This is a genomic window from Bacillus haynesii (assembly GCF_001969855.1).
In the GTDB taxonomy this organism is placed as follows: Bacteria; Bacillota; Bacilli; order Bacillales; family Bacillaceae; genus Bacillus; species Bacillus haynesii.
In genome coordinates, this window is record NZ_MRBL01000007.1 from 75,883 (window position 1) to 100,478 (window position 24,596).

The 24,596-nt window shown below is 49.2% G+C and carries 20 protein-coding genes, 1 pseudogene and 1 riboswitch; of the genes and pseudogenes, 12 read left to right on the forward strand and 9 right to left on the reverse strand.

Annotation, left to right across the window (positions count from 1 at the left end; genetic code table 11):
- Window positions 1-86: 86 nt before the first annotated feature.
- Window positions 87-692 (reverse strand): LysE/ArgO family amino acid transporter, encoded by a 606-nt coding sequence (locus tag BTA31_RS07260; protein ID WP_076790897.1) that lies wholly within the window; start codon window positions 690-692, stop codon window positions 87-89.
- Window positions 693-790: 98 nt separating this feature from the next.
- On the opposite strand from BTA31_RS07260, the gene BTA31_RS07265 reads away from it, so the two are divergent.
- The 7 genes from BTA31_RS07265 (at window position 791) to BTA31_RS07295 (ending at window position 10,855) form a co-directional block, all read left to right on the forward strand.
- Complete coding sequence (locus BTA31_RS07265; protein WP_076790895.1) at window positions 791-2,263, forward strand: aminotransferase-like domain-containing protein; 1,473 nt, start codon at window positions 791-793, stop codon at window positions 2,261-2,263.
- Between the two features lie 287 nt (window positions 2,264-2,550).
- Window positions 2,551-3,897 carry an aspartate aminotransferase family protein gene (locus BTA31_RS07270; protein WP_076790412.1) on the forward strand — a complete coding sequence of 449 codons (1,347 nt, stop codon included), beginning with the start codon at window positions 2,551-2,553 and terminating at the stop codon, window positions 3,895-3,897.
- Window positions 3,881-5,392, forward strand: coding sequence for a pyridoxal phosphate-dependent decarboxylase family protein (locus tag BTA31_RS07275; protein ID WP_076790414.1), 1,512 nt, complete (start codon window positions 3,881-3,883; stop codon window positions 5,390-5,392). The genes BTA31_RS07270 and BTA31_RS07275 overlap by 17 nt, the downstream gene beginning before the upstream one ends.
- Window positions 5,389-7,155 (forward strand): IucA/IucC family protein, encoded by a 1,767-nt coding sequence (locus tag BTA31_RS07280; RefSeq protein WP_076790416.1) that lies wholly within the window; start codon window positions 5,389-5,391, stop codon window positions 7,153-7,155. The genes BTA31_RS07275 and BTA31_RS07280 overlap by 4 nt, the downstream gene beginning before the upstream one ends.
- Window positions 7,152-7,706, forward strand: a complete 555-nt coding sequence (locus BTA31_RS07285) for a GNAT family N-acetyltransferase (RefSeq protein ID WP_076790418.1) — start codon at window positions 7,152-7,154, stop codon at window positions 7,704-7,706. The genes BTA31_RS07280 and BTA31_RS07285 overlap by 4 nt, the downstream gene beginning before the upstream one ends.
- Window positions 7,681-9,027, forward strand: coding sequence for a lysine N(6)-hydroxylase/L-ornithine N(5)-oxygenase family protein (locus BTA31_RS07290; RefSeq protein ID WP_076790421.1), 1,347 nt, complete (start codon window positions 7,681-7,683; stop codon window positions 9,025-9,027). The genes BTA31_RS07285 and BTA31_RS07290 overlap by 26 nt, the downstream gene beginning before the upstream one ends.
- A 13-nt stretch (window positions 9,028-9,040) precedes the next feature.
- A complete protein-coding gene (locus BTA31_RS07295; RefSeq protein ID WP_076790423.1) occupies window positions 9,041-10,855 on the forward strand; it encodes an IucA/IucC family protein in 1,815 nt (604 codons plus the stop codon).
- Between the two features lie 42 nt (window positions 10,856-10,897).
- Here the strand turns inward: BTA31_RS07295 and BTA31_RS07300 are convergent, their stop codons facing one another.
- Both BTA31_RS07300 and BTA31_RS07305 read right to left on the reverse strand, forming a co-directional pair.
- Window positions 10,898-11,338 carry a GNAT family N-acetyltransferase gene (locus BTA31_RS07300; protein WP_076790425.1) on the reverse strand — a complete coding sequence of 147 codons (441 nt, stop codon included), beginning with the start codon at window positions 11,336-11,338 and terminating at the stop codon, window positions 10,898-10,900.
- Between the two features lie 162 nt (window positions 11,339-11,500).
- Window positions 11,501-12,334, reverse strand: coding sequence for a dehydrogenase/reductase SDR family member 1 (locus BTA31_RS07305; RefSeq protein WP_076790427.1), 834 nt, complete (start codon window positions 12,332-12,334; stop codon window positions 11,501-11,503).
- A gap of 111 nt (window positions 12,335-12,445) precedes the next feature.
- On the opposite strand from BTA31_RS07305, the gene BTA31_RS07310 reads away from it, so the two are divergent.
- Window positions 12,446-13,408 (forward strand): helix-turn-helix transcriptional regulator, encoded by a 963-nt coding sequence (locus BTA31_RS07310; RefSeq protein ID WP_076790429.1) that lies wholly within the window; start codon window positions 12,446-12,448, stop codon window positions 13,406-13,408.
- A 90-nt stretch (window positions 13,409-13,498) separates the two neighbouring features.
- Here BTA31_RS07310 and metH read toward each other — a convergent pair whose 3' ends face one another.
- The 3 genes from metH to BTA31_RS07325 all read right to left on the reverse strand — a co-directional run bounded on the left by metH (window position 13,499) and on the right by BTA31_RS07325 (window position 19,497).
- Entirely contained in the window at window positions 13,499-16,915 is a 3,417-nt protein-coding gene (metH, locus tag BTA31_RS07315; protein WP_076790431.1) for a methionine synthase, read from the reverse strand.
- The gene (locus tag BTA31_RS07320; protein WP_076790433.1) at window positions 16,908-18,737 is read right to left on the reverse strand and encodes a bifunctional homocysteine S-methyltransferase/methylenetetrahydrofolate reductase; all 1,830 of its coding nucleotides are present in this window, start codon (window positions 18,735-18,737) and stop codon (window positions 16,908-16,910) included. Before BTA31_RS07320 ends, metH begins: the two co-directional genes overlap by 8 nt.
- A 79-nt stretch (window positions 18,738-18,816) precedes the next feature.
- Window positions 18,817-18,928, reverse strand: a riboswitch (SAM riboswitch).
- 77 nt (window positions 18,929-19,005) lie between these two features.
- Window positions 19,006-19,497: a YajQ family cyclic di-GMP-binding protein gene (locus BTA31_RS07325; RefSeq protein ID WP_043925585.1), complete on the reverse strand. Its 492-nt coding sequence runs from the start codon at window positions 19,495-19,497 to the stop codon at window positions 19,006-19,008.
- A 135-nt stretch (window positions 19,498-19,632) separates the two neighbouring features.
- Between BTA31_RS07325 and BTA31_RS07330 the strand changes: the two are divergent.
- A pseudogene (locus BTA31_RS07330) lies at window positions 19,633-20,501 on the forward strand (CvfB family protein).
- Between the two features lie 38 nt (window positions 20,502-20,539).
- Here the strand turns inward: BTA31_RS07330 and BTA31_RS22510 are convergent.
- Window positions 20,540-20,662: a DUF3941 domain-containing protein gene (locus BTA31_RS22510; protein ID WP_094777414.1), complete on the reverse strand. Its 123-nt coding sequence runs from the start codon at window positions 20,660-20,662 to the stop codon at window positions 20,540-20,542.
- 155 nt (window positions 20,663-20,817) lie between these two features.
- Here BTA31_RS22510 and BTA31_RS07335 point away from each other — a divergent pair, with 155 nt between their 5' ends.
- A complete protein-coding gene (locus BTA31_RS07335; RefSeq protein WP_076790435.1) occupies window positions 20,818-21,024 on the forward strand; it encodes a spore germination protein in 207 nt (68 codons plus the stop codon).
- Between the two features lie 41 nt (window positions 21,025-21,065).
- On the opposite strand, the gene BTA31_RS07340 is transcribed toward BTA31_RS07335, so the two are convergent.
- Complete coding sequence (locus tag BTA31_RS07340; protein WP_076790438.1) at window positions 21,066-21,926, reverse strand: DegV family protein; 861 nt, start codon at window positions 21,924-21,926, stop codon at window positions 21,066-21,068.
- Between the two features lie 163 nt (window positions 21,927-22,089).
- On the opposite strand from BTA31_RS07340, the gene BTA31_RS07345 reads away from it, so the two are divergent.
- Entirely contained in the window at window positions 22,090-22,932 is an 843-nt protein-coding gene (locus tag BTA31_RS07345) for a YitT family protein (RefSeq protein WP_043925589.1), read from the forward strand.
- A 15-nt stretch (window positions 22,933-22,947) separates the two neighbouring features.
- Complete coding sequence (locus tag BTA31_RS07350; protein WP_076790440.1) at window positions 22,948-23,400, forward strand: BsuPI-related putative proteinase inhibitor; 453 nt, start codon at window positions 22,948-22,950, stop codon at window positions 23,398-23,400.
- Between the two features lie 100 nt (window positions 23,401-23,500).
- On the opposite strand, the gene guaC is transcribed toward BTA31_RS07350, so the two are convergent.
- Window positions 23,501-24,481: a GMP reductase gene (gene guaC, locus BTA31_RS07355; protein ID WP_076790444.1), complete on the reverse strand. Its 981-nt coding sequence runs from the start codon at window positions 24,479-24,481 to the stop codon at window positions 23,501-23,503.
- Window positions 24,482-24,596: the final 115 nt, after the last annotated feature.

Sequence of the window (24,596 nt, forward strand, 5' to 3'; positions counted from 1 at the left end):
TGCCAGGTTACCGGACCTTGTCGAGATGTCCTTATTGTGCTCGCTGCTTCTCAGGTTTATGTGGACAGAAGCCGCGTTTCTCAAAATCAGGTAAACAGCGAGGCGCCGAGGTAGGCGGCAAGCCCCCACATGACAGCCGCAGATCCTTTGTTGAACAAGGTCAGTACGAACCCTTGTGAATCGAGCTGTTTGAGAAGTCTTCCCGCTGCGGCGAGTCCCAGAAACCATAGCCACGAAACCATCATGCATGCACAGGTGAACAGCCAAAGATCAGCACCTTCATACGCTAAAGAGTTCGTGCCGATCACGCCGACGATATCGAGCAAGGCGTGCGGATTTAAGAGCGACACGGCCGCTGCAAAGGCGATTTGCTTTTTGGCCGGCATAGATTCGGACGCGCTTCCCACTGCTGGCTTGCTTCTCCATGTGGCCCATCCCATATAAATGAGAAACAGAACGCCTCCGGCCAAAAGGATAATTTTAACTTCGGGAAGACCGGCGACAGCCGCGGAAATTCCTGTGACTGCAAGGATAATCAGGAGGGAATCGCACAACGATGCGGCGATGACAAGCGGCATAACCCGCCAAATGCTTGATGATGAAGCTCCTTGCTGAAAAATCAGGACATTTTGCGCGCCGAGCGGCAAGATCAGTCCAAAAGCGAGAATGATTCCGTGAATAGCTGCGTTCATGACTGCAAAAACCCCTTTCATTCAAAACATCCGTTTTATTGTAGAGCAAGAAACGGGGAATGTCTCCGGCCATTTGGCTGGCCTAATTGCCCAGCCAAATGCTATCCTTTAAAAAAGGAGCTGAACCTGAAGTGCACAGACAGCTGAACAGACATTCAGACATTCCGCTATACCAGCAAATCGAACAGATTATAAAAGAGAAGATTTTGCAAGGGGAATGGCCGGCCGGGACGAAAATCCCTTCCCAACGTAAGCTGGCCTCCATGTTTCAAGTGAATCGAAGCACGGTGACCGAGGCTCTTGACGAGCTGACAGCCCAAGGGCTTCTTGAAGGCAACCGTGGCGGAGGCACAAAGGTGGCCAATCAAACATGGTCAGGATTGACGGCGGGGCCGCCGCTCGATTGGACGAGTTATGTACGCTCGGGGATTCACCGCCCCAATTCAATGACGGTTCAGGAAATCAACAGGCAGGAGTTTGCAGAAGGAATCATCAGGCTCGGCACAGGTGAACTGGCGCCTGAACTGCTGCCCTATCAACAGATGGAAAAGATTCTGCGCGGCGCCGCATCTGAAAGGCTGATGCTCGGGTATGAAGAACCGAAAGGAAACCGCTATACAAGAGAGGTGCTGGCGGAGCATCTGAGCCGGAAGGGTGTGCGTGTATCGGCCGATTCGATTCTGATCGTCTCCGGAGCACTACAGGCGCTGCAGCTCATATCGATCGGCCTTTTGAAGCGGAGAGCCGTCGTGTTGACGGAAAAGCCGTCATATCTGTACTCGCTGCACGTTTTTCAATCGATGGACATGCGGCTTTGCGGGCTTCCCATGGATGCCGGGGGATTAGACCCATCCGTCATTCCGGCGGTAAAAAAACGGCATGGCGCCGATCTGTTGTACACGATTCCGTCATTTCACAATCCGACGGGCAAACTGATGTCCGAAGATCGGAAGCGCGAGCTGATTCAAGTCAGCAAGCGGCTGTCACTCCCTGTTATTGAAGATGATGCATACGGCGATTTGCAGCTTGACGGTCCGCCGTCATCGCCGCTGAAGGCCATGGACAGAGAAGGCAGCATTCTTTATGTCGGCACATTATCGAAAACCGTCAGCCCCGGCCTCCGCATCGGCTGGGTTGCTGGACCAGAGCCCGTCATCGAGAGGCTGGCCGATATTAAAATGCAGACTGACTACGGATCAAGTTCATTGTCGCAATGGGCGGCTGCAAAGTGGCTTTCAAGCGGGCTTTATGATGAAAATCTCAGCCGGATCAAAAGCGAACTGAGACAAAGGCGGGATGAGGCGATCCGGTGTCTTGAGACCTATTGCAGAGGAATCGCCCGCTGGGAAAAGCCCTCAGGCGGGTTTTACATTTGGGTCACCTTTCTAAAACCGCTCTCGCTCAGCGCTTTGTTTGAACAAGCATTACAAAAAAACATCCTCATCAATCCCGGCACCCTCTACGATAAGGAAGCCAAATACAGTATCAGATTGTCCTATTCGTACGCCTCTTTGGAAGAGCTTCGCTACAGCATTCAAACGATCGCAGAACTCGCCGGGAAACTCATGTGAGCCCCGGCTGTACCGGCTGCTGAAAAATCGACGTTCAGCAGCCGCCACGCTTTACATTTCAGGCCTCGCGTTATTTAAAAACAGTCCATAAAATTCCATTAACATATCATTCAAGGAACTATTGATTCATATTAGCAGATGAATGTGCAGCAGAGGAAATATTCATGTTGCCTCGTTATGAGAAACGTCCTATTTTTCTGAATCTTATTGACATGCCGGTGTCACAAAATATACACTTTTTTTGTCATTGAAAATGATAATCTTTATCAATTGGAGGAATGCTTTCTATGCCTGTACAAACGAGTTCTAAAAATCAAGTGTTTTTGGAGCAGCAAAATAGAAGAGAATCTAATGCGCGTTCATATCCGAGAAGATTTCCGCTTGCCATGCAAACAGCGGAAGGCGTCCTGGTGACTGATGCGGATGGAAAGCAATATTATGACTGCCTGGCAGGAGCGGGGACGCTTGCGCTTGGCCATAATCATCCAGTTGTGATTGAAGCGATTCAAAAAATGATTGATGAAAAACGCCCGCTGCACACCCTTGATATTACTTCGGAAATTAAAGAAGAGTTTGTCAATGAAGTATTTGCAAGCCTTCCTGAGGCGTTTGCCAAACGGGCGAAGATACAGTTTTGCGGTCCGACCGGCGGCGATGCGATCGAAGCCGCTCTCAAGCTTGTCAAAACAGCAACGGGGAAAAGAACGATCTTGTCGTTTCACGGCGCCTATCATGGAGCAACTCACGGAACGATGGCGCTGAGCGGGAATTTATCTCCAAAGGAAAACGTCCAGGGACTCATGCCTGACGTGCATTTCCTGCCATATCCGTATGAATACCGCTGTCCGTTTGGAAGAGGAGGAGAGGCAAGCCACAAGCTGTCGAGCGCATATATCGAAAATATGCTGGATGATCCGGAAAGCGGAGTTTTACAGCCGGCCGGGATGATCTTTGAAGCCGTACAAGGAGAAGGAGGCACGGTTCCGGCCCGGGCTGAATGGATAAGAGAAATGAGAAGGGTCACAAAAGAACGCGGAATCCCTCTGATCATCGATGAAGTGCAGACCGGCATCGGCAGAACCGGAAAAATGTTTGCGTTCGAGCACGCCGGCATTATACCGGATGTCATCGTCCTTTCAAAAGCGATCGGCGGAAGCCTTCCTCTGTCCGTCGTCATCTATGATCAAGACCTTGATCAGTGGGGACCGGGGGCGCACATCGGCACATTCAGAGGGAACCAGATGGCGATGGCGGCCGGAAGTGCAACATTAAAATATATAAGAGAGCACGATGTACTATCACATGTAGAAAAAGTCGGTGCGAAGCTCATGCGGGAATTGCAAGACATTCAGGAACACGTTCCTGAAATCGGCGATGTCCGGGGACGAGGGCTGATGATCGGCGCCGAAATTGTCGCACCGCACAAAAAGCAAAACGCAAACGGCAGCTATCCGGCTGATGCGGAGCTTGCAAGCGTGATTCAAAGAAAATGCTTTGAAAAAGGACTGATCGTTGAAACAGGAGGCCGCCACGGAAGCGTGATCCGCTTCTTGCCGCCCCTCATCGTAACAGAGGCGCAAATCGACGATATTATCACGATCTTCAGAGAGGCCGTCTATGAAGCAGTCAAGTAAACAGAAAAACTTTGATTCCCTGTTCATGCACAACGGCGAACAGGGGATCAAAGCATACCGTGACGCGGTCGAGGCCGCTGTAGAGACGCTGTGGGCCGATTGGAAGAACAAGACGAAGCCCTACAGCGGGAAGATGCCGAATGAATTGGATCTCGAAATCAAAAACTTGTTTTCGTTTCAGGAAGCGGGAGAACCGCTTGCGGGTGTTCTCAAGGATCTGAAGGACGCCTATTTGCCGCACCGGATTCATGTTGAAGATCCAAAATGCGCTGCACACCTTCACTGTCCGCCGCTGATCCCGGCGCTCGCTGCAGAGATGCTGATCAGCGTGCTGAATCAGTCGATGGATTCGTTTGATCAAAGCGGAGCGGCTTCATTGATCGAGGAAGAAATGGTGCAGTGGCTTTGCCGAAAGTTCGAGTACGGAAAGGATGCTGACGGAACATTTACGAGCGGAGGGACACAGTCTAATTACATGGGGCTTCTGTTGGCCCGCGATGCCTTCTGCGAAAAGCAGTGGAACTGGAACGTACAGAAGGACGGTCTGCCGCCGGAAGCGAACAGGCTGCGGATTCTCTGTTCAAAGGATGCTCATTTCACCGTGAAAAAGTCGGCTTCCCAGCTCGGACTCGGAGAGCGTGCCGTCGTGCTCGTCGATACCGATGATGAAAAGCGGATGAGCCTTTACGATTTAAAGCAAAAAACCGCTATGCTGAAGGAATCGGGTTTACATCCATTTGCGATTGTTGCAACATGCGGTACGACGGACTTCGGAAGCATCGATCCGCTTTCCGAGCTTGCGGATGCCGCGCATGCTGGCGGGCTTTGGCTCCACGTTGATGCCGCGTATGGCGGGGCGCTGATTTTGAGCAGAACCCGCCGCTATAAATTGGCCGGGATCGACAGAGCCGACTCAATCAGTGTCGACTTCCACAAGCAGTTTTATCAGCCGGTCAGCTGCGGCGCTTTTCTTGTAAAAGACAGAAGGCATTTCCGCTTGATTGATTATCATGCCGATTATTTAAATCCTGAGGAAGATGAAGCGGAGGGAATCGTTCATCTCGTCAATAAATCGATTCAGACGACGAGGCGCTTTGACGCCTTAAAGCTGTTTGTCTCGCTCCGTGTGCTTGGAGAAGATACATTCGCCGAGATGATTGACTGGACATTCGCATTGGCTGAAGCGGCAGCGGAAAAAATCTCAGCAAGCGATCGGTTCGAACTGCTGAATCCGCACCCTGAACTGAACGCTGTCGTCTTCCGCTGCCTCGCCTCAGAAGACGACGCGGAGAACGACCGTTTGAATAAATGTATCCACAGAGAATTGTTCAGAACGGGACAGGCGGTGATCGCCAAGACGGCAGCAGCTGGGAAAACATATTTAAAATTCACGCTGCTGAATCCGCGGACGACGCTTTCGGATCTTGACGACATTCTCGGCAGGATTCAAGAGCTGGCAAGTCTTTATACGAATAGCAGGAGGGTAACAGGATGAGTTCATTTAAAGAAATAGCAGAAAACGCCACAATTCAAAGCTTTTTAAATTGCTATTTGCGTGAAACCGGCATCGAAACCCGTGAGATCGCGGACGGCTCTCAAAAAACGCTGATTGTCCCGCTAAAGCGCCAGCAGATCGAGCTGATCGTTCCGATCAAGTACTGGTCGAAGACGGGAAGGCACCTTTTCTCATTTCCGCTTTACTATCAAACAGCCCAAAACAGAAAGCCGCTTCTGCTCGACTATGTGACGCTCGTCTCCCTCGCTTCAAAGGAATTGCTTCTTCAGCAAAACCGCGGGAATGCCGAGGATGAATTCATGCTCAGAGTTATTTTGAGCTGCCGCAATATCAGCCGTTATGTTGAAGAACGGGCCGATGATCAAAGTGAGCTTAGCCGCGCTGATTTTACGTTTATCGAAGCGGAGCAGTCGCTCTTGCTCGGCCACCTGATGCATCCGACGCCAAAAAGCAGGCAGGGGATGAAACCTGAAGAGGAAAACATCTTCTCACCTGAATTGAGAGGGGAGTTTCAGCTTCATTACTTTAAGGCGCATGCCACGCTCGTTCTGCACGATTCAAGTGGAGGAACAAAAGCGCCGCTAGTCATTCAAGAGGAATTGAAAAACGACCCGATGATTGACAATGCGTGGCTGAATGAGCAAACGGCCGATCCGGACTTTGCGCTTCTTCCCGCACACCCGCTCCAAGCGAGAGCCTTGTTAGAGGAGCCGTATGTGCAAAAATTGATCGCTCAAGGTCTCCTTACATATCTCGGCGCAAAAGGACGGACGTTTACGGCGACATCCTCCGTCCGCACGGTCTACAGCAAGCACTCGCGCTATATGTACAAATTCTCGGTGCCGATTAAAATCACGAATTCGCTTCGTGTGAACAAGCAGAAAGAATTGGACAGAGGTGTTGAAATGGCCCGGCTGCTTCAGACAGAGCTCGGTCAAAGGTTGAAACAGGAGTTTCCGGGCTTTCGTGTCATCACAGATCCTGCCTACATTTCCATTCGAGGAGAGAATGGGGAGTCCGGCTTTGAAGTCGTGATCAGGGAGAATCCGTTTTATGAAGACGACCGTTCGGCATGTCTGATCGCCGGGCTTTGCCAGGATCACGCCTACGGAAAAGAGTCGCGGCTGTCCTCTGTCATCCGCGGGCTCGCTTTAGAAGAAGGGCGGACGACGGAAGAAGTGAGCATCGATTGGTTTGACAAATACTTGTCGATTTCGCTTGAGCCTGTTTTATGGCTGTTTGAAATATACGGGCTGGCGATTGAAGCGCACCAGCAAAACGCCGTCATCCGCTTAAAAAACGGCTATCCGCAGACGTTTTACTACAGGGACAACCAAGGCTATTATTACAGCGAATCAAAAGCCGAGATTCTTTCCAAGCTGATCGAAGGCTTGAGCGAAAGGAGCGAGACGATCTGCTCGGACAGCGTGGCTGTAGAGAGACTGCGCTATTATTTCTTCTTCAACCATTTGTTTGGGCTGGTAAACGGGTTTGGCTGCGAAGGGCTGATCCGGGAAGAAACGCTCCTGTCCATGATCAGAGAGCGGCTTGAAAAAGCGGAACAAATTTACGGCATCACAGAGCTGACGGACAGCCTGCTTCGTTTTGCGGAGCTTCCGTGCAAGGCCAATCTGCTGACGAGATTTTACGACATGGATGAGCTGACAGGCTCGCTTGAAACACAGTCTCGCTATACGTCTGTCAACAATCCGCTTTTAAAGGAGGCGGCGGCTGTCCAATGAATGACCGGATCACATTTCAAAAAGCGGACTATGAAAGAGACGTACCACTCGTCTACCGCTGGATGCAGGAGGAGCATGTCATCCCGTTTTGGCATTTAAACATGCCGTTTGCAAAATTTGAAGCCCATTTTCACAAGGCCATCACAGACCCTCACCAAACGCTGTACATCGGCTTTATCGACGGTGTGCCGATGAGCTACTGGGAGTCGTACTGGGTCAAGGGAGACGTCATTGAACACCACTATGACAATGAACCTTTTGACCAGGGCATCCACCTGTTGATCGGAGAAAAAGCGTTTTTGGGAAAAGGTCTTGCCCTTCCGCTTTTAAAAGCGATGGTCAGCATGCAATTTGCCGAGCCTGAAACAAAAAAGGTCATCGCAGAGCCGGATATCCGCAACAAAAAAATGATTCATGTTTTTGAAAAATGCGGGTTTCGCCCTATTAAACCTGTGAATCTCCCTGATAAAACCGGATTATTGATGTTTTGCGAACGAGAACGTTTTTTTGAAAAGGAGAAAAAAGATGAACTCTACAAAGAGACCCAATGATGTATATGATGTCATCGGCGTCGGTATCGGGCCGTTTAACCTCGGCCTTGCCGCATTGGCTGATTCCGTGTCTGAGATCAATGCGCTGTTTTTTGAACGGAACGAAAGCTTTAACTGGCATCCCGGCATGCTGATTGAAGGGACGACACTGCAGGTGCCGTTTTTGGCCGACTTAGTGAGCATGGCCGATGTGACAAGCGAATACAGCTTTTTAAACTATCTCCAGCAGCATAACCGTCTGTATTCTTTTTATTTTCTCGAAGACTTTCATATTCCGAGAAAGGAATACAACCACTACTGCCGCTGGGTGGCAGAACAGCTCGACTCGTGCCGCTTCGGGATGAATGTCGAAAGCATTTCACTCATTGAATCGAACCCGGATACGATTTTTAAGGTGCGGGTCGCGAATCGGGAAAACGGCGGGGAAGCCGTATATTACACGAAGCATATTGCGCTTGGCATTGGGACGGGCCCGCACGTTCCCGATGCGCTCTCAGAGGCTTTGGGGGGCTCGGTGTTCCATTCAGCCGAGTACTTAATGAAAAAGCCCGGCGGATTTAAAGGGAAAAGGGTGGCCGTCGTCGGCTCCGGGCAAAGCGCAGCCGAGGTGTTTTATGACCTGGTCGGTGAAGATGAAGCGGAGCATGTCAGCTGGCTCACCCGCTCAAAAGGCTTCTTCCCGATGGAATATTCGAACCTCGGTCTCGAATATTTTTCGCCTGACTATATCGATTTTTTCTATCAGCTTCCGCAGTGGAAAAAAGATGAATTGCTAACGCAGCAGGATCTTCTTTATAAAGGAATCAGCGCGAAGACGATCAGCGATATTTATCATCTGCTGTATGAGCGGACCTGCGGAGGGCGGGAAGCGGCTTTTGATCTTCAGTCCATGACAGAAGTCGAGCAGATCGAACAGCATGGGGAAACGCTGATTCTACACTGCGTAAACCGGGTGAATGAAGACCGGTTTGAGCGGCAGGCGGATGTGGTCGTCCTGGCGACGGGCTATAAAGAGAGGCTGCCGGAATGTCTGGCACCTGTTGACAGCCTGATTGAAAAGGACGCGAGCGGCCGCTATGTCATTACGCGCGACTACAGACTGGTGACAGCTGTAACATCAAAAAACCATATTTTCGTTCAAAACGGAGAGCTGCACACGCACGGTGTCGGTGCACCTGACCTGGGACTCGGCGCTTACCGGAACTCGGTGATCATCAATCAGCTAGCCGGGAGAGAAGTATACACCGTCAGCCATAAAACGGTCTTCCAGACATTCGGAACAGGAATCGCGGAAAAAACAGCTGTGCCAAACGGCTCATAAAGGAGGCATTTTCATGTTGTTTCAAGATGAATTAAAGAGGGTCCTCGATCCTGACAGGTGGAGAGAAGTCAATCGGCGATTGCTGGCGAAGATGCTTTCTGAATATATGTATGAGGATATCATTAAGCCCGATTTCATTGAAACTGAAGACGGCATCAACCGCTATGAACTGAGAACGGCGGAGGATAAGGTGTACCGGTTTGCCGCCAAACCCCGCATGTTTGACAGTTTTGACGCGGTGCCGGAGACGATTGAAGTCTTCAAGGACGGACAATGGACAAAACACGTAAGCGCGATTGAATTTCTCCTCGATATCCAGCCGCATATCCCGATGAGCCCGGAAACAGCGGGGCATTTGATCAAGGAGTTCAACCATACGATGCTGGCGGATGCCCACCTTTTGGCAAAGGATGCGCTTACGGCTGACGAGCTGACCGAAGCCGATTATGCTGTGATTGAAGGCGAGATGACAGGCCATCCGTGGATCGTCTACAACAAAGGAAGAATCGGTTTTGGCTATGATGACTACCTCAGGTTTGCACCGGAAAATCAGAGAGCCGAACGGCTGCTGTGGATCGCTGTACACAAAGAGACCGCGTCATTCCACTCGGTTGAAGGGCTCGATTATGAAACGCTGATTCACAAAGAGCTTGATGAGCTGACTTTAAGGCAATTCGCTAAAGTGATAGAAAAGCAGGGCGCAGACAGTGAAGACTATTATTATCTGCCCGTCCACGAATGGCAGTGGACAAATACGATCATTCAGCAGTTTCCAGAAGAAATTGCTTCAAAAGCGATCATTCCTTTAGGGGAAGGCGGAGACGAGTACCTGCCGCAGCAATCGATCAGAACCTTTACAAACATCACAAACAAACACAAGCATCATATTAAACTGCCGATGAGCATTTTAAATACGCTTGTATACAGAGGACTGCCGTCGGAACGGACGGTGATCGCCCCGAGAATTACTGAACATATTAAAGGGATCGCCGAAAACGACGCATTTCTAAAAGACGAATGCGGGGTGATCCTGCCGGGCGAAAATGCCAGTCTGAACGTTGATCACCCATACTATCATGCTCTTGAAAAAGCCCCGTATCAATATTTGGAAATGCTCGGCGCTATTTTCAGAGAAAGCATTTATACGTATTTGGAAGATGGAGAGCAGCCTGTTACACTCGCTTCTTTAACATACATCGATCAAGACGGCGTGCCGTTTATCAGGCGCCTGATCGAAAAGTCGGGGCTGTCAGCGGAGGAGTGGATCGGAAAGCTGTTTAACACCGTGATGCCGCCGCTTCTGCATTTTATGTACCGTTACGGAACCGTATTTTCACCGCACGGACAAAATACGATTCTCGTTTTAAAAGATCATCAGCCGCACAGGCTGGCGATTAAAGATTTTGTTGATGACGTCAATATCAGCGACCAGCCGCTTCCTGAACTGAGCGGTTTGACAGAAGATTTAAAAGCCGTTCTCAGAAGTGAGCCGCCGGAAGGGCTTGTGCAGTTTATCTTTACAGGGCTTTTCATTTGCCATTTGCGCTATGTGGCCAACATTTTGGAAAATGACGGTCTGCTTCCTGAAAAGCGTCTGTGGAAAGCTTTGGCTGATGCGATTTTGAATTATCAGCAGAGATTCCCGGAACTGCGTGAGCGCTTCGAATTGTTCGACTTATTCAAGCCGGAATTGACGAAGCTCTGCCTCAACAGAAACCGGATGGTCGACTACGGCTATAAGGACGGCGATGACCGCCCGCACGCCTCCGAATTTGGAAAAGTGACAAACGCGCTTGCGAAATTAAAAAAAGAGGCCGCAAAGCTGTAATGCTCCTGCGGCCGGGAATGCCCCGCTTCAGGCGGGGTTTATTTACGTCAATTTCTTATACATTAAAATATGAGGTCCGATCGGTGGTATGTCGTAGACCCCGCCTTGTTCGCTGAAGCCGAGCTTTTCATAGTAGCCGCTCACAGATGTCCTGGCGTTGCACCATAAAAGGTCCGCGCCTTTTTTCCGAAGAAGCTCTTCGGCATGGCGGATAAGCGTACTTCCCGCTTTTTGCTCGCGGTACCCTTCAAGCGTCGCCATCCCTCTCAGCTGATACTGTTTTTGGCCTTCAAGCTCTGAATGTTCGGCTTCATGAAAGGAGGCGATGCTGATCAGCCTGCCCCGGTAATATCCCCCGAGGTGAAACGTACCCCCGAGCAAATCGGTTTCATACATACATGCTTCCAGCGGCTGATTCGGCCGGAGAATGCGGTGCCTGATCTCATACGTATCTTCCGCATTTATTGGTTTGACTTCAATCATATGATTCCTCCTTCAAGTGCAGATCAGATGAGGGTAATCGATTTTCAGCATGCTGTGATGTTTCCATTATATATAACGCTTGTGGAAACAATCAAAGCAGGATGATCATCACCCCCTGATCTGTTTAATGAATCATTTCCCCCGGGAGGCGGTCCCTAATCCCTATATCGTAAATGGCGGAATATATCGTCCATCCACATCTGTAAACTGATACTCTTTGGCTAAATCACCAACTCTTAACGCACGTCCGCTTTTCTCCATCACATCCGGATCTTTGGCCAATGCTGTGATTCCGCGTCCGACATAATAAGGCGTTTCGGTTCTCCTTAAATCTTCCGACTCCCGCCAATGCGCCTCATCTGATTCATGGTGTTTCAGCACAAGTTCGGTTCTCATAAATCCCGGAGAAACGGCAATAACGGCAATGTTGTCCCGTTTTAATTCCAATGAAAGACCGTACGCCATGCGGACGATTGCGTTCTTGGCCAAATCGTAATAAAACTGTCCGGTGTACTTGTTCTCATCCCAGAAGGTCGTGTGAATGATAAGAGCTTGTTTATTTTCGCGAAGGAGCGGCACGGCGAAGTGGTTTGTCGCCAGCTGGGCACGCACCCCGGCGGTGAACATCGTATCCCAATTTTTCAATGATAATTCCCAAAATGGCTTTGCCTCGACACCCAGATCGTGCGCCCCCCACACATTGTTGATCAAAATATCCAGTTTTCCTTGCTCTTCGCGAATTTTAGCGATGACAGCCTCTGTTTCTGAATCGTTCGTATGATCACATCTTACAGCAATAGCCTTTCCGCAGGAAGCTTCAATTTGTGACACGGTGTCATCAATTGTACCGGGCCATTGATTCGTGGAAGCCCCCCTGATGCTGCGGCCTGTAATATACACGGTTGCACCGGCTTTTCCAAGTTCTGCAGCGATGGCGCGGCCGGCGCCTCTGCTTCCGCCTGTTACGAGAGCGATTTTTCCTTTCAGCGGTTTCATTCATCCCATTCCTTTCATCATAAAAGATATGTTCATTATAAAAGCTGAATCTTGACAACCATTGTCATATTTTATTAAATAAATTCATTCATTGATAAAAAAGGTGGTCATATGAGAGGGGATCGACTGATATCTATTCTTTTAATGCTTCAGGCACAAGGGCAAATGACGGCGAAAGAATTAGCGGAAAGACTGGAAGTCTCTGAGCGGACGATTTACAGGGATATGGAAGCTTTAAGCGGAGCGGGGATTCCCGTTGTGGCCGAACGCGGCATAAATGGAGGCTGGTCATTGCTTGATGATTACCAAACCACTTTAACCGGCTTAAAAGAATCCGAAATACGCGCATTATTTGTCCCGCTTTCTGAACAATTGCTTGACGATCTCGGATTAACCCGCATATCCGAAGAAGCCCGAAATAAACTGATAGCCTCGCTGCCATCGGTATATCGCCAAAACGCAAAAGATGTATGGAACCGAATATATATTGATACCTGTTCATGGCGTCATAAGAAGGAAAAAGCAGCATCCTTTGAAGTGCTGAAAGAGGCCATATGGAAAGATCAAAAATTAAAAATCATCTATCAGCGGGCAGATGGACAAACGGCTGCTCGTATTGTAGCGCCGCTTGGACTGGTGGCTAAAGGGTCAAACTGGTATCTAATTGCATCAAAAGAAAATGGGAAGATTCGAAATTACAGGGCTTCACGGATTCAATCTGCCATTTTTGTTCGTGAAACATTTGAAAGGCCCGAAAACTTTGATATTGCTCACGTATGGCAGTCTTCAACAAAGGAATTTATCGAAAAGTTACCGACGTATGAAGTGCGGGTGAAGGCGGCGCAGGCCATCTTGCCGAGGCTGTCGTTTACCAATCATTTTGTGCGGATCATCGAAACAAATGAGATCGACCAGGAGGGCTGGATACCTGTTACATTATCTTTTGATACGGAAGAAGAAGCAAAAAGGTATATACTCGGATTCGCAGAGCACATGAGGATTATTGAGCCCAAAGAACTGCACGGAAAGATACTTAAAATGGCTGAATCTATTGTCGCGCATTATAAATCCTGAAAGCGGTAATGACTGAGTAAGATTCACGGCATATTTTACGAACATAGATGATGAACCCTGCCGGCCGCAAACGGCAGGCAGGGTCGTTTATTAATGAACATTGAAATATCTGGCTTCCGGATGGGAGACAACGATCGCTGATACGGAAGCTTCGGGCTCCATCATAAAGCCTTCTGTTAAGTGAACGCCGATTCCTTCGGGCTGAATGAGTCTGAAGAGCTTTTCCTGATCTTCGAGATTCGGACAGGCCGGGTATCCGAAGGAATAGCGCTGTCCCTGATATTTCGCCTGAAAACGCTGTTCCATCGTGAAGTCGGGTGCATCAGGGAAGCCCCAGCGGTCGCGGATAACTTGGTGCGTTCGTTCGGCGAGCCCTTCGGCCAGCTCAAGAGCGAGCGCTTGTACAGCATGGCTTTTCAAGTAGTCGCCTTCTTCTTTAAAGCGGTTGGCGGCTGCTCTTACATGCCTGCCCGCCGTCACGGCAAAGAACGAGACATAATCAAGCTCTCCTTTCGGTCGGACGTAATCGGAAATACAGCGGTATGGAAGCTTTTCCTGCCTTGGAAAAACAAACGTTTCAAGGATGCTGTCTTTGTTCCCGGGGTCTAAAATATGAAGCGAATCCCCGTCGCTGTACGCAGGGAAAAATTGATAAACGACCGCGGGATCGAACCAGCCGTGTTCTTTCCCGTCTCTCAGCAACTCGTTAATCAGATTTTTCAGCTCCAGTGCTTTCGGATGCTGTTCAGCCAGGAGTTTTTTGACTTTTCCTTTCAAGCCGAGGTGATGGCCGAGCAGCATTTGTTCATTGACATACGGCACGATATAAGAAAGGTCGATGTTTTTCAAATAGTGCCGCTTTAAGTCTTCCGGCTGAAAGACCGGCGCCTTCGGAACGAGCGCCCGTTTTTCAAGCATTTCAATCACGGCTTTCGTCTGCTTCTTTTCTGCGACGGCGGCGGGTGCAGCCGCTTCTTTTTTCTCGAGAAACTGCGACGGGTCCTTCCGCAGCTGATTGGCGAGCGATAAGCCGTCCATGGCGTCCTTCGCATATAAAACCGGTCCTTTATATTCAGGCGAAATTTTCATGTTCGTGAATTTTCTTGAAAGCGCGGCTCCGCCGACCATGATCGGGATGGAAATATCCGCTTTGTCGAGGTCCTGCGCCGTAACAACCATTTGCTGAGCCGATTTGACGAGCAGGCCGGACAGACCGATGATGTCGGGATTCTCTTTACGGATCGCTTCAATTAACTCCTGCGGCGTCACTTTAATTCCAAGATCGACGACCTTGTAGCCGTTGTTGCTTAAAATGATGTCGACTAAGTTTTTGCCGATATCATGGACATCGCCTTTAACGGTTGCCAATATGATCTTTCCTTTACCGCTGTCGTCTTTCTTTTCCATATACTGTTCGAGAAAGGAAACGGCAGCTTTCATGACCTCTGCCGACTGCAGCACTTCGGCGACGATCAGCTCATTGTTGTTAAACAGCCGTCCGACCTCTGCCATGCCGTCCATGAGCGGACCGTTGATCACGTCGAGCGGGGTGGCGAATTTTTTCAACGCTTGTTCGAGATCGGGAATCAAGCCTTCTTTCGTACCCTCAATCACGTATTCAGCCAAGCGCTCTTCCAGGGAAAGGGACGTTTTCGGCTGTTTGTCCGCTTTTTTCTTTCCGCGGTAGAAGTCAGTGAAGGATGCGAGCGTTTTGTCATCAGTGTGAAACAGAAGTTTTTCAGCCATTTCGACTTCTTCTTTAGGAATGGAAGCGAACCGCTCAAGCTTTTCCGTATTGACGATCGCGTAATCGAGCCCAGCCTGTGTTGCGTGGTACAAGAATACAGCATTTAAGATTTCCCGGCCGACGGGCGGAAGACCGAATGAGACGTTGCTGACGCCGAGAATCGTTAAACATTCAGGGAGCCGCTCTTTGATGAGGCGGATGCCTTCGATCGTTTCTTTAGCTGAGCCGATATATTGTTCATCACCCGTTCCAACCGGGAAGACGAGCGGATCGAAGATGATATCGCTGGCCGGTATTCCGTATTTTTCGGTGAGCAGCTGATGCGACCGGACGGCGACGGCCAGCTTCTTTTCCGCGGTGACCGCCATTCCCTCTTCATCGATCGTGCCGACGACGAGCGCGCCTCCGAACTGTTTGACGAACGGCAGGATGTCAGCGAACCGTTCTTCGCCGTCTTCAAGGTTGATCGAATTGATAATCGCTTTTCCCTGTGAGTATTTCAGCGCCTTTTCGATTACCGTTTTGTCCGTCGAGTCGATGACAAAAGGGGCTTTTACTTTTTTCATCGCTTCTTTTAAGAAGCCTTCCATATCTTCCGCTTCATCGCGGTCCGGGTCTGCGAGGCAGATGTCGATGACATGGGCGCCGTTTTTCACTTGGGCTCTCGCGATTTCGGATGCTTCTTCAAATTTTTGTTCGGCGATCAGCCGCTTGAATTTTCTCGATCCGATGACATTTGTCCGTTCTCCGACAAAAAGGGGACGCATCGTTTCTTCATAAATTAATCCGTCGATCCCTGAGACGGTGTGCGGCTTTGCTCCCGAAGGAACCGTCCGCGGCGGCAGTGAGGCTACTTCATCGGCCAGCGCTTCAATATGGGCGGGCGTCGTTCCGCAGCAGCCGCCGACGATGTTCAGCCAGCCTTCTTCAGCAAACGCCTTGATTTTTTTCGCCAGCGATTGCGGTGATTCATGGTATTGCCCCTCCTCATCGGGGAGGCCGGCATTCGGATAGCAGCTGACGGCCGTCCTCGCAAGGGATGATAGGGTTCTGATGTGATCTGTCATAAATTCCGGGCCCGTCGCGCAATTTAAACCGACGCTGACCGGCTTCATATGCTCGAGAGAGATATAGAACGATTCGATATCCTGGCCGGCCAGTGTCGTGCCCATTGGTTCGATCGTGCCTGATACCATGAGCGGAAGGGTTTTGCCGGTTTTTTCGAAGGCTTGTCTGATGCCGATAAAGCCGGCTTTAACGTTCAGCATATCCTGGCTCGTTTCGAGCAGCAAGAGGTCGGCTCCCCCCGTGATCAGCGCTCTTGCCTGTTCTTCGTAGTTATCGATCAGTTCTTCAAAGGTTGTGCCGCCGGTGACGGAAAGGGTTTTTGTCGTCGGACCCATCGCACCGGCGACAAACCTTGGCCATTCAGGTGTTGAAAACTTTTCGGCGGCCGCTTTGGCAAGTTTGACTGAAGCGATGTTGACTTCATAGGCGCGATGCCCGAGGTCGTATTCGTCCAGAACGAGCCGGGTGGCTCCGAACGTATTGGTCTCAATGATATCGGCTTTAGCGCCGAGATAGGCTTCGTGGATGCCCTGAATGACATGGGGCGCCGTGATGCTTAGAAATTCATTGCACCCTTCATAGGCTTCGCCTCCGAAGTCTGCGGCGGACAAACCGGCGTCCTGGATCATCGTTCCCATCGCACCGTCAAGGACGAGGATTTTTTTCTTCAGCTGGTCATTGATGTTAGACATTTGTCTTCTCCTTTTCTATCTGGTGGATATATGCCGTCAGCTCGGCGGTTAAATCAGACCGCAAAAACGGTGTGATCAGATAAATGCCGTTGAACAGGTCGCACGCTGCATCAAGTAGGGAGCGGGCGATCGCGAGCCCTTCCTCGGCCTGTTTTTGTTTGTCGTTTCCTGCCAGCGCCATCTTTTCGCGGATTGAATCTGACAGCTTGATGCCGGGGATTTCGTTGTGGATGAATTCCGCGTTGCGGCTGCTGGTCAGCGGCATGACACCGATATAGATCGGTGTTTCAAGATGCCTCGTTTCCTCGTGGATTTTGATGAGCTGCTCCTCTGAATAGACAGGCTGAGAAATGAAATAGTCTGCACCGCAGGCGATTTTTTTCTCAAGCCGTTTCACCGCTTTGTCAATGTGTCTGACATTCGGGTTGAAGGCGGCCGCCACTGAGAAATTCGTTTTCTTGCCGAGCGGTTTACCCGAATAGGACAAGCCTTCGTTAAACTGCTTGATCAGGCTGATCAAATCGAACGATGTCAGATCATAGACGGAAGTCGCTCCCGGAAAGTCGCCGATCTTCGACGGATCGCCGGTAATCGCCAGCACGTCCGACAGCCCCAGTGTATCGAGCCCCATTAAATGGGACTGCAGGCCGATCAGGTTGCGGTCTCTGCATGTGATATGGATCAGCGACCTCATATCGAGGCGCTGTTTTAAGAGCGCGCCGCAGGCGACATTGCTGATCCTCGGTGTGGCAAGGGAGTTGTCCGCCAATGTCAGAGCATCGATTCCGGCTGATTTAAGCTCCTCTGCGGCGTTCAAAAATTTCTCAAAGTTTAATTGTTTTGGAGGATCGAGCTCGACGATAATGGACCGTTTCTGCTTTGCCAGATCGTCAAGTGCGGGCTCTGTCCTTTCGTTTTGAACGGCAAGCGCCGCTTTCTTTCTGATTTTCACGCGTTTTTCGGTGACTGGCGGAAGCCCTTTGACCGCCTCAGCCATCGCTCTGATGTGGTTCGGCGTCGTTCCGCAGCAGCCGCCGATGATCCGTGCGCCTTGATTGCGGAATTCCTCCGCACTTTCCCTGAAATATTCATCATCCGTCTCATAAACAAGCCTGCCTTCGACAAGGGATGGGAGGCTGCTGTTCGGATAGACGGAAAGATAGGCGTCTTCTAAAAGCGGGACTTCTTCAAGCGCTCTGATCATATGATAAGGGCCGAGGCGGCAGTTGATGCCGACGACGTCTGCGCCGAGTGATGCCAGCTGCTTCAAGCCGTCCGCAAGCGGGGTACCGTCCTGAAGAACGCCCTCTTCGTGCATCGAGACATTCAAAATGATCGGCAGCTCTGTTTCCTTTCTGGCAATCTTTAAAACTTCGCGCGCTTCTTCTAAATCGTAATAGGTTTCGAGCAGAAGTCCGTCAGGCTGCTCATTTAACAGAAGATAGAGCTGTTCGCGGAAGCTTCTTTTTATGTCCTCGAGAGAATACGAGTTTTTGTTGAACGTCCGGATTCCGCCGAGCGTACCGAGAACATAAGCAGAACCCGCGGCGGAGCGGGCGAGACGGACCGCTTTTTCATTGATTTGTTTTGTTTCGTCTTCGAGTCCGTATCTGGACAGCTTGATGAAGTTTGCGCCGTACGTGTTCGTTTGAATGATGTCGGCGCCGGCCTGTACATACGCTTCGTGGACGCGCCTTATTTCTTCGGGCTTGGAGATGTTCAATTCCTCAAAACACCTGTCGATTCCATAGGAATACAGAAGCGTGCCCATTGCGCCGTCAGCGATTAACGTTTTGCTTTTTATATCCTCCAAAAAACCCATCGTTTTCCCCCTTAATCATTCTTAATAAACAAAAAAGTCTTCTGGGAAGCAGAAGACTTTTCATCGACATTTGTCCGTCTTCTTATCTTCCAAGCAGGCTGCTTGCTGGATTTAGCACCTTGGTCATGAATATTCATTCACCGGTTGCTGAGGCTTCATCGGGCCAGTCCCTCTGCCTCTCTTGATAAGAACAGCTATTTAGTTTCTATTGATTACTTTTACTCAATTTACCGAAAATCGGAGGAATAATCAACAGTAAATTAAGAATTTATCGAAAATTTATAAATTGGACATCAATCGGCAGGTCGGCTTCCCTCACCATCGCGATGATTTGCTGAAGGTCGTCTTTATTTTTTCCGGTTACACGGACTTGATCATCCTGCACTTGCGATTTAACTTTCAGACCCGATTTTTTTATCAGGTTATTGATTTTTTTCGCGTTTTCTTTGTCGATGCCCTGAACTAATTTTCCCCGCTGTCTGACCGTGCCTCCTGAAGCGTTCTCAAGCTTTGAGTATTCGATGTTTTTCGTCGGGACGTTCCGCTTGATCAGTTTGCCGACAAGCACGTCTTTCAGCTGGTTCATTTTAAATTCGTCGTCTGATACGAGAACGAGCTCTTCTCCTTCGAGTGTGATGCTGCTTTTTGACCCTTTGAAATCATAGCGTGTGCCGATTTCTTTGAGAGCGGTCTGGATTGCGTTTTGAACTTCAGGCAGTTCAACCTTTGAGACGATATCAAATGAACTTTCTTTCGCCATGTGAAAACCTCCATCCATTTTACTTATGAGTCAATTATAGTAGAATAAGGTGAAACTTCCAATATCGAGCGGTTTTGCCTGGCCGCGATCTGGCAATAATTTGAACATTGGAGGAATAATAAGAAAAACAGGCGGATAAGAAAGGAAGAAGCAGTATGAAACCAGGACAGCAACTAACATTGAAAATAGATCATAAAGCCGATTACGGTTACTTTTTGACGGACGGCGAAACGGCGGTCCTTCTGCATCAGAGTGAGATCACCGAGGATATTGAAGGCAGAGAAGAGGTCGATGTCTTTTTGTATGTCGATCATGAAGATCGCTTGGCGGCTACGATGAGAAAGCCGATCATCAGCGCTGAACAATACGGCTGGGTGGAAGTCGTTGATGCCGTCAGCGGCATGGGGGTTTTCGTCGATGTCGGGCTCTCGAAAGACGCCCTTGTTGCGACAGAGCATCTCCCGCCGTATGAATCAGTATGGCCGCAAAAAGGGGACAGGCTGTACTGTATGCTGAAAATCACGGGGCACGGAAGGATGTTTGCTAAACCGGCGCCGGAGGACAAAATTAGCGAACTGTTTACTGAAGCTTCACCCGGCCTGATGAATAAAGAGCTCACCGGGACGATCTACCGCTTGATCGCATCAGGCTCTTTTATGATTTCCGAAGCCGGCATCAGAGGTTTCATTCATCCTTCTGAGCGAAAGGAAGAGCCGCGGCTCGGCGAAAATCTGACCGCAAGGGTGATCAAAGTAAAAGATGACGGTTCTGTTAATCTGTCGCTTCTGCCGAGAAAGCAGGATGCCTTGTCGGTTGATGCAGAACAAATTCTCACTTATATGAGAACGAGAAACGGCGCAATGCCGTTCTGGGATAAAAGCGACCCGGAGGATATCAAAGAGCGCTTCAACATGAGCAAAGCAGCATTTAAAAGGGCGCTCGGCCATCTGATGAAACAGGATAAAGTCTATCAGGAAGAGGGCTGGACGTACGAGAAAAAATAGTCATGAGGCGGCGTTCCGATCGGGACGCCGCCGGTTTCTTACAGGTGATGAGGCTTCTTTGATCCCTGGTGTTTACCGGCTTGTCTGTTTTTTTCGGCGAGCCGGTTTTTCTGCTGGTTGACGGCGTTATTGTCAACCGGCTTTTTATCATCATCTTTCATGAGGAAGCACCTCCCGTCAAAATGTCGCTTTTAGCTTGCTCACTGTCGGCGAAACTATGTACTCTCCCAATCGCGATGTTTTTTGCCGGGAAGTTTATGCCTTCTTGTTCAGTCAGCATACACATATCATAAGACCCAAAAAAAGGAGACTTGGTATGAAACATTGCTGCTCAGTTTACATTCATCGTGTTTCATCAGGAGGGGTCGTCAATTTCGGAGGTGCGTACAAAATTTGTCCGATCACAATGGAAAAAGTGGTCGAGGGGTCTGGAGGCCCTGATGTCGCGACAGCGGCTGCCGGCTTTCTTGATGGAGCGCTTACACCGGCTGCTGATGAAGAGACTGTCACCGAAGATAGCTGACGAAGAAGGCCTGCTTTTATAAAGCAGGCCTCTGTTTTATCTTATCTTTTGTCTTTCCCCGGAAAAAAGACCGCCAATGTTCCGGGGCCGGAATGGGCGCCGACTGCTGAACCGACTATGTTGACGACGATTTCCCCCGGCTGAAATTCGGCTTCGATCATCCGTTTGACTTCTTCGGCCGTCTCTTCGTCATCTCCGTGGCTGATGCCGACCGTCTGCCCGCTCAAATCGACGCTTCTTTCTTTCATCAATTCGATCATCCGTCTGAGCAGCTTCTTTTTGCCCCGGATTTTTTCCAGGGGGACAAGCTTGCCGTCTTCAACATGCAAAAGCGGTTTAATATTCAGCAAACCGCCGACAAATGCCGAGGCTTTGCTGATTCTTCCGCCTCTTGCCAAATAAGTCAGGTCATCAACGGTAAAAATATGTTCAAGATGTTCGCAAAAGTCCTTTACAGACGATTCAATTTCTTGTATTGTATTGCCGTTAGTTGCGAGTTTAAGGGCGTGCTTAACCGCGAGCCCATAGCCTAATGAAGCGCATTTTGAGTCGATGATCCGCAGATCGAAAGCAGGGAACTCTTCCTTGACTTCGTTTGCCGCCATCACAGCCGTCTGGTAAGTTCCCGAAAGCTCTGAAGAAAAGGCGATATAGAGAGCGGGTTTGTTTTCGTTGGCCAGCTCGCTGAATGCATTCTTGAACCGCATCATGGACGGCTGGGACGTTTTCGGCGCTTTGCCTTCGCGCATCGCTTCATAAACGTCCAGAGGCTGAATCGTCAGAAGATCATCGTATTCTTTTTCATCAAGCAGCACCCTTAACGGAATAAATGAGATGCGATGTTCGTCATAAAAAGATTTCGGCAAATCTGCCGCACTGTCTGCTAAAAGGTGAACGTTCATTTGAACCCCTTCTTTCTAAAGAATGGTTGAAAAGGACACCAAGCTGTCCTTCGGTATACTTCTTTTTTTAGGTCAACTATATCATATATTTTTACATTGACGTTTTCAAAATATTGTTTTAAGGGTAAACCAAATATATACGAAAGTAGCGGAGGAACTAAATATGGTCATAGCGGAAGCAAAAAAATTGTTCATTGTCATCATCGGCGCCTTGTTAAATGCCATCGGATTGAATCTGTTTTTGATTCCCGCCGATGTTTACGCCAGCGGTTTTACGGGGGTGGCGCAGCTTTTATCGAGTGCGCTTGACCAGTACAGCCCGATTTATTTTTCAACGGGGACGCTATTGTTTATTTTAAACATTCCCGTCGGGATTCTAGGCTGGCTGAAGGTCGGGCGCTCATTTACGGTTTACAGCATTTTGAGCGTGGCCTTGACGACGGTCTTTTTAGGGATGCTCCCTGAGGCGAGCCTGTCAAACGATATTTTACTGAATGCCGTGTTCGGCGGGGTGATCGCCGCGGTCGGAATCGGCCTGACCCTTAAATACGGGGCTTCAACGGGCGGTTTGGATATTATTGCGATGATCCTGGCGAAGTGGAAAGACAAACCGGTCGGCACCTATTTCTTTATTTTAAACGGTGCAATCATTTTAACAGCAGGATTATTGAACGGGTGGGAGAAAGCATTATATACGCTCGTTACACTATATGTGACAACCAGGGTGATTGATGCCATCCACACCCGCCACGCCAAGCTCACCGTTATGATTGTCACAAAGAAAGCGGAGGAGATCAAAGAAGCCATTTACGGAAAGATGGTCCGCGGAATTACAACCGTTCCGGCGAAAGGCGCCTTTACGAATGAACAGAAAGAAATGATGATGATTGTCATTACAAGGTATGAATTGTACGACTTGGAAAAAATTATTAATGAAGTTGATCCAAAAGCTTTCACAAACGTCGTACAGACAACACAGGTTTTAGGGTTTTTCCGCAAAGATTAATGAAAGGGTGAATGAATGCGGCTGATTTCCATGATTGTGATGCTGCTGTTTGTCAGTGGATGCGGGCAAAACGGGGATCAAGTCCCCGATAAGGAGGTATCAGGGGAAGTGGATAACGGGAGTGTGACATTGACGGTTGAACCCGTCCAGAAGCAGGGAGAAATCGAATTTCGGATGTCGGTTGTAAACCATACGGATGATACGGCAGAGTTTGAATTCAGCAGCGGACAGAAATTTGAACTGATCGTCAGCGACAAAGAAGGAAATGAAAGGTACCGCTACTCGAAAGGAAAAATGTTTACACAGGCGTTTCAGTCGATGACGCTCAATCCGAAAGAGTCTTACGATTTTACTGATGTATGGAAAGAGGTGCCTGAACCCGGCACATATGAAGTAAACGTGACATTTTTGGGAAGATCGGAACAGTTAGCAACTTTGAGGGCCGGCAAAACGTTTGAAGTGAAATAGCCATCAAAAAAGGCATCCCGGAAGGATGCCTTTTTTGTATTCTGTCAGGGCAGAAGGATCGGCGGTGACTGAACACCGCCGCCCTCACATCCATTGACCGTTAATATTGATCCCCGTTGAAAATAGAATTTTTAACGATGACGTAGTCTACGTTGCGGATCGCATCGAGCTTATTTCCTCCCGCATAAGAAATAGATGACTGCAGATCCTGTTCCATTTCCGTCAGCGTATCCATGATCGCGCCTTTATGCGCCACGTACATTTTTTTGCCTTCGACATTTTTCTTTTCACCTTTTTGGTACTCAGAAGCTGAACCAAAATATTCTTTGTAGAGCTCGCCGTCTTTTTCGATCGTTGCTCCAGGCGATTCTTCGTGACCGGCAAACAGCGAACCGATCATGACCATCGTCGCCCCGAATCTGACCGATTTGGCGATGTCCCCGTGGGTGCGGATGCCGCCGTCTGCAATGATCGGCTTGCTTGCCGCTTTTGCACACCAGCGCAGCGCAGCCAGCTGCCATCCGCCTGTTCCAAAACCGGTCTTGATTTTGGTAATGCAGACTTTTCCGGGACCGATGCCGACTTTTGTAGCGTCGGCTCCGGCGTTTTCAAGTTCTCTCACAGCTTCAGGCGTTCCGACATTTCCTGCGATCACGAAGCTGTCCGGAAGATGTTTTTTAATGTGCTGAATCATGTTGATGACGGCGTTCGAGTGACCGTGGGCGATATCGATCGTGATGTACTCAGGTTTGAGATTCGCTCTCGTCAGCTCTTCGATAAATGCGTATTCTTCATCTTTGACTCCGACGCTGATTGAAGAAAACAAACCGCGCGCCATCATGTCTTTAATAAAATCGATCCGTGTTTCCGGCTCAAAGCGGTGCATCACATAAAAGTAACCGTTTTCCGCTAATGAAACAGCCAGCTTTTCATCTATAATGGTCTGCATATTGGCCGGCACCACAGGCAGTTTAAATGTTCTTCCGCCAAACTGCACGGATGTATCACATTCAGAACGGCTCTTGACGATGCACTTTGCAGGAATTAGTTGAATATCTTCGTAATCAAACACGTTTTCCAATATAAAAACCCCCAAAAACGAATATTTGTTTATTTAATATATAAAATGTTCGCCTTTTATAATGTACTTCCTTTTGCTTCCGATGTCAAATTTTTATGTTTTGAAAGCAGAAAAA

What these genes read in the sequence shown, in the direction of transcription:
- BTA31_RS07260 (WP_076790897.1), bottom strand. Translation starts at nt 692, where the DNA reads ATGAACGCAGCTATTCACGGAATCATTCTCGCTTTTGGACTGATCTTG.
- BTA31_RS07265 (WP_076790895.1), top strand. Translation starts at nt 791, where the DNA reads ATGCTATCCTTTAAAAAAGGAGCTGAACCTGAAGTGCACAGACAGCTG.
- BTA31_RS07270 (WP_076790412.1), top strand. Translation starts at nt 2,551, where the DNA reads ATGCCTGTACAAACGAGTTCTAAAAATCAAGTGTTTTTGGAGCAGCAA.
- BTA31_RS07275 (WP_076790414.1), top strand. Translation starts at nt 3,881, where the DNA reads ATGAAGCAGTCAAGTAAACAGAAAAACTTTGATTCCCTGTTCATGCAC.
- BTA31_RS07280 (WP_076790416.1), top strand. Translation starts at nt 5,389, where the DNA reads ATGAGTTCATTTAAAGAAATAGCAGAAAACGCCACAATTCAAAGCTTT.
- BTA31_RS07285 (WP_076790418.1), top strand. Translation starts at nt 7,152, where the DNA reads ATGAATGACCGGATCACATTTCAAAAAGCGGACTATGAAAGAGACGTA.
- BTA31_RS07290 (WP_076790421.1), top strand. Translation starts at nt 7,681, where the DNA reads ATGAACTCTACAAAGAGACCCAATGATGTATATGATGTCATCGGCGTC.
- BTA31_RS07295 (WP_076790423.1), top strand. Translation starts at nt 9,041, where the DNA reads ATGTTGTTTCAAGATGAATTAAAGAGGGTCCTCGATCCTGACAGGTGG.
- BTA31_RS07300 (WP_076790425.1), bottom strand. Translation starts at nt 11,338, where the DNA reads ATGATTGAAGTCAAACCAATAAATGCGGAAGATACGTATGAGATCAGG.
- BTA31_RS07305 (WP_076790427.1), bottom strand. Translation starts at nt 12,334, where the DNA reads ATGAAACCGCTGAAAGGAAAAATCGCTCTCGTAACAGGCGGAAGCAGA.
- BTA31_RS07310 (WP_076790429.1), top strand. Translation starts at nt 12,446, where the DNA reads ATGAGAGGGGATCGACTGATATCTATTCTTTTAATGCTTCAGGCACAA.
- metH (WP_076790431.1), bottom strand. Translation starts at nt 16,915, where the DNA reads ATGTCTAACATCAATGACCAGCTGAAGAAAAAAATCCTCGTCCTTGAC.
- BTA31_RS07320 (WP_076790433.1), bottom strand. Translation starts at nt 18,737, where the DNA reads ATGGGTTTTTTGGAGGATATAAAAAGCAAAACGTTAATCGCTGACGGC.
- BTA31_RS07325 (WP_043925585.1), bottom strand. Translation starts at nt 19,497, where the DNA reads ATGGCGAAAGAAAGTTCATTTGATATCGTCTCAAAGGTTGAACTGCCT.
- BTA31_RS22510 (WP_094777414.1), bottom strand. Translation starts at nt 20,662, where the DNA reads ATGAAAGATGATGATAAAAAGCCGGTTGACAATAACGCCGTCAACCAG.
- BTA31_RS07335 (WP_076790435.1), top strand. Translation starts at nt 20,818, where the DNA reads ATGAAACATTGCTGCTCAGTTTACATTCATCGTGTTTCATCAGGAGGG.
- BTA31_RS07340 (WP_076790438.1), bottom strand. Translation starts at nt 21,926, where the DNA reads ATGAACGTTCACCTTTTAGCAGACAGTGCGGCAGATTTGCCGAAATCT.
- BTA31_RS07345 (WP_043925589.1), top strand. Translation starts at nt 22,090, where the DNA reads ATGGTCATAGCGGAAGCAAAAAAATTGTTCATTGTCATCATCGGCGCC.
- BTA31_RS07350 (WP_076790440.1), top strand. Translation starts at nt 22,948, where the DNA reads ATGCGGCTGATTTCCATGATTGTGATGCTGCTGTTTGTCAGTGGATGC.